6 protein-coding genes are annotated in these 13,707 nt (G+C 58.5%); 3 read left to right on the top strand and 3 right to left on the bottom strand.

Features of this window, described 5'->3' with window-relative positions; all coding sequences use genetic code 11:
* Positions 1-34 precede the first annotated feature (34 nt).
* Positions 35-6,787, top strand: coding sequence for a retention module-containing protein (locus KI787_07480; GenBank protein ID MBV6629790.1), 6,753 nt, complete (start codon positions 35-37; stop codon positions 6,785-6,787).
* Positions 6,788-6,860: 73 nt separating this feature from the next.
* On the top strand, positions 6,861-7,151 hold the full coding sequence (locus KI787_07475) for a tryptophan synthase subunit beta like protein (GenBank protein ID MBV6629789.1): 291 nt from the start codon (positions 6,861-6,863) through the stop codon (positions 7,149-7,151).
* A 47-nt stretch (positions 7,152-7,198) separates the two neighbouring features.
* On the opposite strand, the gene KI787_07470 is transcribed toward KI787_07475, so the two are convergent.
* Together KI787_07470 and KI787_07465 are read right to left on the bottom strand one after the other, a co-directional pair.
* Positions 7,199-9,079: an EAL domain-containing protein gene (locus tag KI787_07470; GenBank protein ID MBV6629788.1), complete on the bottom strand. Its 1,881-nt coding sequence runs from the start codon at positions 9,077-9,079 to the stop codon at positions 7,199-7,201.
* Positions 9,080-9,730 carry a transglutaminase-like cysteine peptidase gene (locus KI787_07465; protein MBV6629787.1) on the bottom strand — a complete coding sequence of 217 codons (651 nt, stop codon included), beginning with the start codon at positions 9,728-9,730 and terminating at the stop codon, positions 9,080-9,082.
* Between the two features lie 192 nt (positions 9,731-9,922).
* On the opposite strand from KI787_07465, the gene KI787_07460 reads away from it, so the two are divergent.
* The gene (locus tag KI787_07460) at positions 9,923-11,875 is read left to right on the top strand and encodes a TolC family outer membrane protein (GenBank protein ID MBV6629786.1); all 1,953 of its coding nucleotides are present in this window, start codon (positions 9,923-9,925) and stop codon (positions 11,873-11,875) included.
* Between the two features lie 62 nt (positions 11,876-11,937).
* Here KI787_07460 and KI787_07455 read toward each other — a convergent pair whose 3' ends face one another.
* Positions 11,938-13,506 carry a GlyGly-CTERM sorting domain-containing protein gene (locus KI787_07455; GenBank protein ID MBV6629785.1) on the bottom strand — a complete coding sequence of 523 codons (1,569 nt, stop codon included), beginning with the start codon at positions 13,504-13,506 and terminating at the stop codon, positions 11,938-11,940.
* Positions 13,507-13,707 lie beyond the last annotated feature (201 nt).

Below are 13,707 nucleotides of genomic sequence, written 5' to 3'. Positions count from 1 at the left end.
TTGAAGGGTGACCCTCCACTCAGAATCTTCCGCCATGACTGATACTGCTGCGATTGCTACCCTGCCCCAGGCTCAAGGAGTCCTCATTCAACAGCCAGGGCAAGAACAACGGCCCGCTCAGCCTGGCGAAGTTTTAAGAGTTGGTGATGTAATTACCAATACTCAGGATGCTCCGGTGAGCGTTCAGTTGGTGGATGGGCCTCCTTTGGTCCTAGCCCCACAGATGGAGGCCTTGGTGACCATCGAGTGGGCGAATAGCACCCGCCCGACCCCTGATGAAGCCTCCGTCGATGACGTGGACCCGCTGGTTGAGGCCATCTTGGCAGGTGCCGACTTTGAATCCGAACTAGAAGCCACCGCAGCAGGGCCGGGCAATACGCCCGAAGGAGAAGGACACAGCTTTGTGCGCCTGGAGCGCATTCAGGAATCTGTTTCCGATGCTCAGCTTGGTGGCACAGCAAGCGACAGGGACGGCAGCGCTGAAGACATTGGCCAAGCAAACCAAGCCGAACAGCCCGATGCCGTAGACGACATCATTTCCACGCCGGAAGACACCCCAGTGCAGATTGATGTGCTGGGCAATGACAGCGACCCGGATGGCAGCCCATTGACCATCATCGCGGTGACTTCCCCCAACAATGGCATTGCCACAATCAATGCGGGTGGCACCAGCATCACCTATACGCCAGCCCCGAATAGCACTGGTCCGGATAGTTTCACCTACACGATCCAAGACAATAGTGGAAACACCGATACGGCAACGGTGACCATCAACGTCACCAATGTGAACGATGCTCCGCTTGCACAGCCTGATCAACGACTCAGTAACGAGGACGCCGCTGGGGTGACAGGCAATGTCATCAGTGCCCCTCAGGCAGGTGAGCAAATCGATACAGACCCAGACGGCGATGCACTCAGCATCGTGGCAGTGGGCTTTGGTGGTATTGCTGGAACCGTCGGAAATGTCCTCACGGGCAACTTCGGCAATCTCGTCCTTGGCAGTGATGGGAGCTACAGCTACGTTCCCAACCAAGCAGCACAGGCGCTGGACGATGGCGACTCGGTCACGGATGTCTTTAGTTATACGGTCTCGGACGGGGCTCTGACAGACACCACGACACTCAGTTTTACGGTGACGGGCAGCAATGACGGCCCTATTGCTCAAGACGACTTGGGAAGCACCCCAGAAGACCTTCCACTGACCCTGGCCATACTCGGCAACGACAGCGATCCCGATGGCGACGCCCTCAATGTGGTCGAGATCGCAGGGACACCCGTTGCACCCGGCGACTCCGTGGCTATTACCAATGGCAGCGTCACCCTGAACTCCAACGGCAGCGTCACCGTCACCCCTGCACCCAACTACAACGGATCGCTCAGCTTCGAGTACACCATCTCTGATGGCGATGAAACGGATACCGCGACCGTCACAGTCAATGTGACGGGGGTGAATGATGGTCCCAATGCATTAGCGGATGAGCGCAGCCTCAATGAAGACACTTCCGTCATCAGCGGGAATGTCATCAACGCACCTCAGGCGGGCGAACAAGCAGATACAGACCCTGACGGCGATGCCCTGAGCGTGGTTGCCATCAGCTTCGGGGCAACCAGTGGCACCATCGGTTCAGTTTTGGCCGGCAACTATGGCGATTTGGTCATCAATGATGATGGCAGTTACGGCTATCGCCCCAACGCGGCTGCACAAGCCCTAGGCGAAGGGGACGTTGTGCAGGACGTTTTCGCCTACACCATCAGCGACGGAACAGCAACCGACACCACCACGCTGAGCTTCACCATCACAGGCAGCAACGACGGCCCTGTGGCCCAAGATGATGTAGGGAATACTCCAGAGGACACCCCAGTCACGCTGGCTATACTCGATAACGACTCTGACCCCGAAGGAGATGCCCTCAGCGTCATTAGCATTGCTGGCACTGCGCTCAACCCTGGGGACTCTATTGCTATTGCCAACGGCAGCGTCACTTTCAATGCTGACAACACGGTTACCGTCACCCCGGCCCCCAATTACAACGGCAGCTTAAGTTTTGAATACACCATTACTGATGGTGATCAAACTGACACTGCAACGGTCACGGTCAACGTCAACAACGTTAATGACGCACCTGTGGCATTAGCCGATGCACGAAGCACTTCCGAAGACGGCCCCACCCTCTCCGGCAACGTCATCGCGGCACCTGAGGCTGGTGAGCAAGCCGATACCGATCCTGATGGTGACGCACTCAATGTGAGCGCCGTGGCCTTTGGTGCTACCAGCGGCACTGTGGGCTCTGCCTTGGCGGGCGATTACGGCACGCTCACCTTGAACAGCGACGGTAGCTATAGCTACACGCCCAACGCCGCCGCTCAAGCCCTGGATGATGGCGACTCCGTCAGTGATGTCTTCAGCTACACGGTGTCGGATGGCTCCGGCACCGATACCACCACCCTGACCATCACGGTCACCGGTAGCAATGACGGCCCCGTGGCCGTGAACGATTCGGACTCCACGCCCGAAGACACACCGGTCACTTTGGCGATTCTGGGCAACGATTCTGACCCGGATGGTGACACGCTCTCCGTGGTCGAAATCGCTGGCACCGCGGTGACGGCTGGCGACTCGGTCGCTATTGTTAACGGCAGCGTGACCCTCAATGCCAATGGCACCGTCACGGTCACGCCCGCCACCAACTACAACGGCACGCTCAGCTTCGAGTACACCATCTCCGATGGGGATGCGACCGATACGGCCACCGTAACTGTCAATGTCTCTGGTGTGAACGACAGCCCCACGGCTCAGCCCGATGTGCGGAGCGTTGGCGAAGACGGCCCCGCCCTGACCGGCAACGTCATCACCGCACCTGAGGCTGGCGAGCAAGCCGATATCGACCCTGACGGCGATGCACTTAATGTCAGTGCCGTAGCCTTTGGTGCTACCAGCGGCACTGTGGGCTCTGCCTTGGCGGGCGATTACGGCACGCTCACCTTGAACAGCGATGGTAGCTACAGCTATACGCCCAACGCGGCCGCCCAGGCTCTGGATGATGGCGACTCGGTCAGCGACGTGTTTAGCTACACGGTGTCGGATGGCTCCAGCACCGATACCACCACTCTGACCATTACGGTCACGGGGAGTAATGATGGTCCGGTGGCCGTCAATGACTCCGATTCAACTCCCGAAGATACGCCGGTCACACTGGCTATCCTCGGCAATGACTCCGAGCCCGATGGCGATACCCTCAGCGTAGTCGAGATTGCCGGTACGGCTGTGACGGCTGGTGACTCGGTCGCCATTGCTAACGGCAGCGTGACCCTCAATGCCAATGGCACCGTCACCGTCACACCGGCTCCCAATTACAACGGCACGCTCAGCTTCGAGTACACCATCTCCGATGGGGACGCTACGGACACCGCCACAGTGACCGTGAATGTTTCCGGCGTGAATGATGGGCCGACTGCCCTGTCCGACAGCCGCTCTACCACGGAAGATGGGCCCACCCTCTCAGGAAATGTCATCACGGCTCCCGAAACTGGTGAACAAGCCGATACCGATCCTGATGGCGATGCCCTAAACGTAAGCGCCGTGGCCTTCGGAGGAACTACCGGAACGGTCGGTTCCGCTTTGGCCGGCGATTACGGCACTTTGACGCTCAACGCCGACGGCAGCTACAGCTACACCCCCAACGCGGCCGCCCAAGCTCTGGATGATGGCGATTCGGTCAGCGACGTGTTCAGCTACACCGTCTCTGACGGTACCAGCACCGATACCACCACTCTGACCATTACGGTCACGGGGAGTAATGACGGCCCCGTGGCCGTGAACGATTCGGACTCCACGCCCGAAGATACGCCGGTCACTCTGACCATTCTCGGCAATGACTCTGATCCGGATGGTGACACGCTCTCCGTGGTCGAAATCGCTGGCACCGCGGTGACAGCTGGCGACTCGGTCGCCATTGCTAATGGCAGTGTGACCCTCAATGCTAACGGCACCGTCACCGTCACGCCGGCTCCCAATTACAACGGCGCGCTCAGCTTCGAGTACACCATCTCCGATGGGGATGCGACCGATACGGCCACCGTAACTGTCAATGTCTCTGGTGTGAACGACAGCCCCACGGCTCAGCCGGATGTGCGGAGCGTTGGCGAAGACGGCCCCGCTCTGTCAGGCAACGTCATCACCGCACCTGAGGCTGGCGAGCAAGCCGACACCGACCCCGACGGCGATGCCCTAAACGTGAGCGCCGTGGCCTTCGGAGGAACTACCGGAACGGTCGGTTCCGCTTTGGCCGGCGATTACGGCACTTTGACGCTCAACGCCGACGGCAGCTACAGCTATACGCCCAACGCTGCCGCCCAAGCCCTGGATGATGGCGACTCGGTCAGCGACGTGTTCAGCTACACGGTATCGGATGGCTCCAGCACCGATACCACCACCCTGACCATCACGGTCACCGGTAGCAATGACGGCCCCGTGGCTGTGAACGATTCGGACTCCACGCCCGAAGACACACCGGTCACCCTGGCCATTCTCGGCAATGACTCTGATCCCGATGGCGATACCCTCAGCGTAGTCGAGATTGCCGGTACGGCTGTGACAGCTGGCGACTCGGTCGCCATTGCTAATGGCAGTGTGACCCTCAATGCCAATGGCACGGTTACCGTCACGCCCGCGACCAACTACAACGGCACGCTCAGCTTCGAATACACCATCTCCGATGGCGATGCCACGGATACGGCCACCGTCACCGTGAATGTCTCCGGTGTGAATGACGCCCCCAGCCTCAGTGGAGCAACCGCTGCTGTGTCTGAGGAAGGGCTGGCTGGCGGTATACCCGATACCACCGGCAACCCTAGTGATACCTCCAATGCCACGCAGGTCACAGGCCAACTGACAGTCGGCGATGCGGATGGAGATGCGGTGGAACTAAGCCTGGTTTCCCCCAGCACGAGTTTGACCAGCGGCGGGGAAACCCTGAGCTGGCAGGGTGATAACACCCAAACACTGGTGGCCACTGCAGGCGGTGAAGAGGTTGCCCGCCTGAGCATTGATAACGATGGCAATTACCAGTTCGACTTACTTCGTCCGCTAGATCATCCAGACTCCACTAGCGAGGATGTTCTGAGCATCGATTTTGGTGTGGTGGCCAGTGACGGCCAAGACAGCACTACAGCCACCTTGCAGATTAATGTCGAAGACGATGCCCCCAGCGCGGACTCTATCGATCAATCCGTAGAGTTCTTAGACACCAACCTGCTTGTGGTCTTAGACGTATCTGGAAGCATGGGCACCAATGACGGTATAGGCGGGCAAACACGTTTAGCCTCCGCCATTTCAGCCATCAACAGCCTGATGAGCCGCTACGCGGAATTTGGCGACGTAGCCGTGCGCATTGTGGCCTTCTCCGGCAGCGCCCAAGCGGTTGGCAGCAGTTGGACCAGCATTGCACAGGCGCAGAGCGACCTCTCAGGCCTGAGCGCTGGCGGGCAAACCAACTACGATGCCGCACTCGACACTGCGCAGACCGCTTTTGCCAGTACTGGCGCTTTGAGCAATGCCCAAAACATCGCCTACTTCTTCTCCGATGGTAGGCCAACACGCCCTGACGGCAGCCGAGGCATTAACTCCTCCGAAGAAGCCGAGTGGGTCGATTTTCTCAATACCGAATTTATTTCGGCCTACGCCATGGGCTTGGGTGATAACGTTAACCAAAGCAACTTGAACCCCATCGCACATGATGGAGAATCAGGAGAAAACCGCGACGCTGTGATCGTGACCAGCCTTAACGATCTGGAGCAGACCCTAGACGACACCGTAGCCAACACCACCCGCGGCAACTTGCTGAGCAGCGGCGAACTGCAGTTGCAGGCCGGAGCCGATGGCGCCCACCTCAGCGAGGTCTCCATTGACGGCACCACTTATCGCTATGACCTCGGTACCAATAGCGTACTGGTGAGTGGGGGCACGGACCGATCAAGCTTCGATGCGGCAGCGAGTCAAATTACGATTACAACCTTGTCTGGCGGCGAACTGGAACTGAACTTTGTCTCCGGCGACTACAGCTTTGTGCCCACCACTGGTGATGCCAGCATGCCAACAACGGTGTTCACCTACGTCGCGCTGGATAACGATGGCGATTCGGCCAGCGGCCAGGTCAGTATTAGCGCGAATTCGGTGCAGATCACCGAGGGCAGTGACAACTCCAATAGCCTCAGTGGGGCTTCTACGCCGGATCGTCTACTTGGCGGTGACGGCGACGACAGCCTTGCCGGTGGTAGCGGCGATGACCAGCTCTTTGGTGGCAACGGCAATGACACTCTGCTGGGCGAGCTGGGTAACGACATTCTCTTCGGCCATGGCGGCGAGGACGACCTCCTCGGCGGACTGGGCAAAGATCAGCTCCAGGGTGGTGCGGGCAACGATACCCTGAGTGGCGGTGACGGCAGCGACACCTTCATTTGGCGCTTCGATGATGCCGACGGCGGAGTGGACGTCATCACCGATTGGACCTCAGCAGCTACTGATGCTGGAGGCGATCGCCTAGACCTGCGCGACCTTTTGCAAGGTGAGCAAGGGGAAGACCTTAGCGACTACCTGCACTTTGAAACCAACGGCAGTGACACCACCATACAAATCAGCCGAGACGGCGACTTCAGCAGCGGCTACAGTAGTACGGCGGTCGATCACAGCATTCAATTGCAGGGCATCGATCTCACGCAAGGAGGCTCCTTGTCCGACACCAGCATCATTCAGGATCTACTCAACCGTGGCCAGCTCATCGTCGACTGATGCCGATAAGGTTTTCCCGGCCGGGAACAGTCAGCTGTTCCTGCGCCGGGGTGCCGATGGCGCTATAGACTCCGTGCGCAATGCCGCCGATAGCGAGCATGTAGAGCGCAGCGACCTCCACAATCCAGAGCTGCGGGCTTACTTGGGCTTAGACAATCAAACCTCGTCGGCTTTGGATGCTTCCGATGCCGACTTGGTTCGGGTCATCGACGATCTTGTCGATGTCATGATTCAAAAGCAGCTCATCCGATTTACCGATCTCCCAAATGCGGCGCAGGAAAAACTGCTCCACCGCCGGCGCCTGCGCGGCGCGCTTAGCGGCCGAAGCCTGTTGGACGCCAGCGACAGCTCCGACATCATCTAAAGACAGACAAGGCCTCCAAAGGCGGCCACGGGCGCGCATTCAGGTCATCAGCAAGCAGGCCCGGTGAGACCATCGACGCCGAGCTGGAACAGGCGCTGAACCAAAGCGGCGTCATTGACACCTGAAGCCGTGACCTGAATCCCCATACTGTGCGCCATGCTGCAGTAACCACCAATCACCGCCATCACGTGGGCGTCCTGAGCGGTTTGCACCAAAGCCGCGTCTAGTTTGACATGAGAGATTCCCAGGTCCGAGAGGTTTTGCAGCAAGTCTGGGGCATATCCGCCATGGCGAATACCGACTCCAGCGACCATTCCCCGCAAGGACTCTACCCATTGGCGGAACAGTTGCAGGTCATGCTGAGCGCCACACTCAGGTACGTCCAAATATAAGCGCTGAGCCGCGAGGGGCGATGATGAAAGCGCACGCATAATGTCATCCCGCACGCTCACCTCGGTGACAGCTTCCATGGATAGCTGCAAAGCCAGGGGCTTGGCGTGACGGCTTTCCGTCAGCGCAACGTCAATAACTCGTCGATTGAGGTCTCCGTCCAGGCCCAAACGGTGCACCCAGGGCAAGACTTCAGCGGCGCTCAGCCATTGGCCGCCCAATTCAACCTCAACGTAAGCATCCTGTCGTTCAATGCCACCATCGTGACGCTTCACCGGATAGGCTTGTAAGCGGACGCGATCGTTGCGTTGTAATGCCGCCTGCAGCTCTTGGCGTCGCTCAGAGGGGTTCCCGTCCGAGGCTGCTCCAGCTTCCAACTCCACTACGGTTCCACGGCTGACGGCCTCGGCCAAGCCACGGTCCATGGCTCTGAACACCTCAGCGGTATCGCCAGCAGCGCTTAAATCCACCACGGCAACATGCATTTGCAGATTCATGTTGGCATCTAGTGCCAGCGTTTGTAAGTGTTCACAGAGCTGCTCGGCGGTCGTGTGGATATTGCCCACTCTTTCCAAGAACAAAACCACTTCGGAGCCACCTAAACGCCCTCCCATCCAGCGCCGACCACGGACCAACTCACGCCCCTGAACATTGAGCGCCACCCCTATTTTGGCCAACAGGGCATCCACGGCTGGATGACCATGCTGCTGGTTGAGTGAAAGCAGGTTCGCCAGCTCCAGACTGATCAAATACCCACCCAGACGCTCATCGAGGCTGCTCTGGAGACGCTGCTGGAAAACCTTGCGTAGCAACAAACCCGTCACCGGATCCAGCTCGGTCTCGGCGCGTAAGGCTTCAATCCGCTGGGCGTCCCGGTTCAGCATACCGCGAACGCTTTGGGCCATCTGATTCATGGCCGCAACCAACTGCCGGAACTCAAGAATTCGGGGTTGATCAAGTTCGGGAAAGCGGCGACTCGCAACCGCCTGCGCCTGGTCAACGACCAAAGCCAAGGGCTGCAACGTTCTGCTCAAAGCCCAGGCCGCCCAACCTCCGGCGACCACACTGACCACGACGAACCAAAGCAATATCCGCTGTGCGGAGTCCCACAAAGCTGCATAGGCGTAGCCACTATGGCTCTGTACCTCCAGTCTTCCGAGTTGCTTCCACCCCTGCTGCACCTGGGCCATTCCGGGCTCCACTTCTAAGGGAAACATGGACTGAAACCAGCTCGGTGCAACGCTAACACTAGCGCTGGCAGAGCGCTCGAATAGCACCCGGTCATCACTGCTGAATAAACGAATGTTTTGATAGTGCCCGGCATCAAACTGGGCACTCAGAAAAACCTCACGGGTCACCGGTTCGTCGACGAATTGAGACAAGGTCAGGGCCAAGATGGTGGCGTTATCAATGTTTTTCACCCGCAACTGCTCGCGCAGCAGTTGCTGGCTGCCCCAGAACTGGACACTCCAGGTGCCGAGCATGGTCACCAACATTACCAGCCCTAAACCTAACCACAATCGATTTCTGAGACTCATCTATTCTTGCTCCAATGACGGCAGCGATTGCCGCTCCAGGCTCATCCCCTGCTGCTGCATTCGTGCCAGCAACCCCCTCCAGCGCGATAAACGCGCACTGGGTGAGGTCGGCGCCCGCCGCCCCCCAGCCCACAGACCTTGAGTGTTAAAGCTAAAAACGGGCTGTAAATCTGGACGCTGGGTTGCCAGCAGCACCTCAGGAATAAGGTTGTCCAGAATCCATGGCGTGGCTTGGGGCTGGGGGTAATAACCCAAAACCATATGGGCTTGCTGCTGTATCCCGCCGCCTTGTTGAGGCCGTTCGGCGCGAACATAAATGAGGCGTAACTGCTCCGGTCGCAGGCCAAGCTGCAACAGGGCCACATATTTGGCAATGGCAAAGTCCTCGCAGTCCCCTGCCCCGCGGCGGATGGCCTCCAGCGGCGTGGCCCAAAAGTCGCTCTGTCCCCACACCTGCAAGTCGTCGGCAAATAGCAGTAACTGATTCACCCGGCTATTTACCTGCTGCAATTGGCCTTGTATGGGCTTGGCATGTGCAGCGCGAATAAGCGCTAACCAATCCAGACGCGCTTGAGAAAAGTGCTGTGAACCCGTACCGATTCCAGAGCACAGCGTGAACAGCAATAGCCCGAACAAGAAACCGCCGGGCAAATGTTTCCTGTGACCACGGGACGGCCAACGAGCAGGGCATGAGGACGATGGCGACAGGGGCATCTACATGCCGTGCAAGAGGCTCGCCATGGCATGCAAGGTGCACGCCCTCCGCGTCCGCCAGATATGTGACCCGGGGGCTGGTTCATCCCGGCGGACATCGCTTTCACGATTGATTAGGGACAACCCGCCATGAAACGCCTGCTCGCCATCCTTCTCTTGCTGCCACTGTCTGTACTGGCACAAGGCCCCACTATGTCGCCGGAAACTCAACGCAGTGAGGTCGACTCCATCGTTCGCGACATCGTCGCCCATACCTTGGAGACCAACCCCGAAGTCCAAGCTGCCTGGGATCGATTTCTGGCCGCAGTGCAAGCCGAGGGCGTGGCCAGAGGCGAGTTTCTTCCCACGGTAGACCTCACGCTGCGAGCCGGCGTGGGGCGCCAGGATTTCATCGATCAGATGAACGAGCTGGACTTTGATACGCGCGGTGCCAGCTTGGTCCTCACTCAAATGTTGTATGACGGCTTTGCAACCCAATCCGCCACGAGGCAGCGCCGTGAAGAAGCGCGCGCCCGATATTTTGACCTGATGGCGCAAATCGAAACCTCGTCTTTGGAAGCGGTGACCGCATATCAAGATGTATTGCGCTTTAGAGGCTTAGTTGAGCTGGCCCGCGACAACCTTGAGCAGCATCAACGGGTGTTGCAACAGATTCGTGAGCGGGTGGATGCCGGTGTTTCGCGTTCGGCCGACTTAGATCAAGCGACTGCGCGTCTTGCCCTGGCGGAGTCCAATCTCATCACCGAGCAAAACAACCTCTATGACGTGACGGCTCGTTATCAACGCGTTGTGGGTATGGCACCGCCCTCAAACCTAACGCCTCTGGAGCCCGCTTTGGACATTCGCGCTCCGGCTACCATTTCTCAGGCACTGGGCGCAGCCTATGCCGAGAACCCGAATCTACTTGCGGCAGTGTCTGGAATCTTGGCGGCCCAGCAGGACCTTCGCCGTAACAAAGCACGCTACCACCCGCGCGTTGATCTGCGCCTGAGCGGAGATTACGGGGAAGACATTCAGCGAATCCGCGGCCGACTCACAGACACCACCGCCGAAGTGGTGATGACCCTGAATGTGTTCAACGGTCTCGCCGACCGTGCGGCCATCGCTCAAGCACGTCACGGCATTGATGTAGCGAATGACGTGCGCAATGTGCGCTGCCGTAATGTCCGCCAAACCTTGCGTATTGCGCATAATGACCTTAGCCGATTGAGCGATCAGCAGCGCTTCTTGGAAGTACAAAAGCAATCCGTCGATAAAGCCCGCGACGCCTACCTGAATCAGTTTCGCCTCGGCCAGCGCAGCTTACTGGACCTACTGGATACCCAAAACGAGTTCTTTGAAACCAGTCGAGCTCTACTCCGAAATCAGGTCGATCTAGACCTTGCACAGGTGCGCACCCTGGCCAGCATGGGTCAGTTAGCGCGCTCCTTAGACCTAGTAAAGTCTGAAGTGCCTGAGCGCCAGGATTGGCTCAGCGAAGAGCTTGGCCCATCGCTGTGTCCGCAGGCAGAAGCAGAAGCCTCCAACTACGATATTTTCGACTCCGACGGTGATGGCGTGCCAGATAATCGGGATGCATGCCCAGGAACCCCGCCAGGCTCCATTGTTGATGCTGTGGGCTGCCGCCGTGAGTCGCTTGCTGATACCGATGGCGATGGAGTTCCTAACCGGGACGATCTCTGCCCGAACACGCCACCAGGCGCTACCGTGGACTCCTCAGGCTGCCAGATTGGGCAAAAGGTGGTGTTGAGTGGGGTATATTTCGACTCTGATTCGGCCACCCTGAAGTCCGATAGCAGCTTCATCCTGGACCCGATGGTGGAATTGCTGGTGAACAACCCGCAAACACGCATCGAACTCTCGGGCCACACCGACATCACCGGTTCTACCGCACGCAACGTTCAGCTGTCGGAGGCCAGAGCGGCATCAGTCAAGCGCTACTTGGTCCGCAAAGGTGTGTCGCCGCAGCAACTCCGCTCTAAAGGTTGGGGGCCGTGGAAGCCAGTGGCCACCAATGCCACCGTCGAGGGCCGCGCCCAAAACCGGCGGGTGGAGTTCAGAGTACTTGGGCCTGCGGAATAACCCGCAGCTCACCGCAAAAAAAACGCCGCCTCATCAGGCGGCGTTTTTTTAATTGAGCAAGCTCAAAGCATCGTCATACGACGTCGCCATACCAGTATTGGAACAACCAGCATGGTCAGCCAGCCCACAGCACCGCCACCGGAGCTACCGACGATGTCGCCGCGCGGTACGACCCCATCAGCCTGATCCTCAGGCGTATCGAACTGAGCGAATAAGCCCTTGCCGGAGATTTGGCGGAACATGCGCGGCGCTTGATCCCGGTAGCCCGGCAAGGCCGTCGCCTGCTCTGGCGTTGCGGCGGCGCACTCACCCGTGCAGCCGTCGGCATAAGCAATGTGCACTCGACCCTGAGAGTCGATGTCCATGTCATTGAAGTCCAGAAGGTTGCGACAACCACCGCTGCCGTCGGTGACCGAGTCATACACACCGCCAACCTGTACCGGATCCTCTGAGATTTTATGCACCTCCCAGGTGCTGCCTTTGTCGTAGCTGTAGGCTACGTAGTAGTGCCAGACCATATCGCTTTGGTTCAGCGGGAAGCCGCCGCCCCAATCGCCCTCACCTTCGCCTTTGTCGTAACAGCTGTAGATGGCATTGCTGCGCAGATGCACATCGATTTGCGGCACACCCGTTTCTTCAATACCAATGAAGGAAAAGGCCACACGGTCATCGTCTCCGGCCTGCACATCAGCAAAGGTGGCGGCGATGACAGGAGGGTTATGAAACTGACCGACATCCAGCCAGGTTTGCTCCTGGCGCGGGCCGATTTTCTCCCAGGTGTCGCCTTCATCCTGACTCAGTGCAATACGCGCCCCTTGCTGGTCCGCCATACCGTAATACAGGTATCCAGACTCGCGCGTGATGCCGATAGACGAGTCAAAGCCTCCATTCCAGGTATGGCTTCCCTCAACCAGGCGCTCTTCGAAGGTGAGCCCGGTGATGCCGCCGAACTCAGGCAGCACTGAAGGCTTGATCAGTCCATGCTGACTGCCACAGCCGGGCACCGGCAAAAAGGCCTCTCCGGTAACTGGGCTCACCCGCCAGTGGCCATGGAATCCGCCGCAGCTCACGAGGGCCGCAGGCGTCGGTACTGTCCAGGTAATTCCTCCATCCAGACTTACCGAGCAGCCAATCTCTCCAAGCTGCCCGCAGTAGTAACCATTCAGCCCTGAAGCGCCCGTCGCAGCCAAGGGAAAACCCGGCGGTTTAATACCCAGGCCCACAGATTGATGGTCAAACTGCGCCCCGCTACACATGTTCGCGGTAGGAATCCAGGTTTCGCCATCGTCGTCGCTCATCATCATGACCGAGCATGCGCCGAGCAAACCACCCGCCAGGATGCGACCGGTTTCCTCGTGCACGACCAGCATGGGGTCCAGGTTGGTGGGCACCTGATACGGAGGCGTCACGTCTTCCCATTCCGCCCCCGGCATGGCATCAGGAATGAAGCGTAGCGTGGTGCTACCGGCGTGGTAAAACACATGATCGGTGGTCCACGGAATACCGATTGTTGGTTCCGGCGCGCTACTTACCAGCGGCACCACAATATTCTCAAACTGCGTGTTGCCGTTGCCAAAGCCGGCCCAAAGCACGCCGGGAAGGCATGCCCACAAAAATACGAGTAGGCGCATCGCGCGATTCTCCAATGTTTTGTCCCAAAGTTCTCCTGAGGATCATCAAGGTGTTTTTGATAATTTACAAGTGAAAAAGCTGAAAGCAGCCAGCTCCGTAGGGGACTCATTCACTGAAGAAAAAGCCCAGACCCTTGAGAGACCCCCAAAAAAAACCGCCCCGAGGCAAGCACCTTGGAGCGGTTAATAAAGAGAATCGCT

It is taken from the genome of Oceanococcus sp. HetDA_MAG_MS8, assembly GCA_019192445.1.
Taxonomy (GTDB): domain Bacteria; phylum Pseudomonadota; class Gammaproteobacteria; order Nevskiales; family Oceanococcaceae; genus MS8.
The sequence above is the reverse complement of the archived record's forward strand: the minus strand, read 5'-3'. Positions and strand labels throughout refer to the sequence as shown.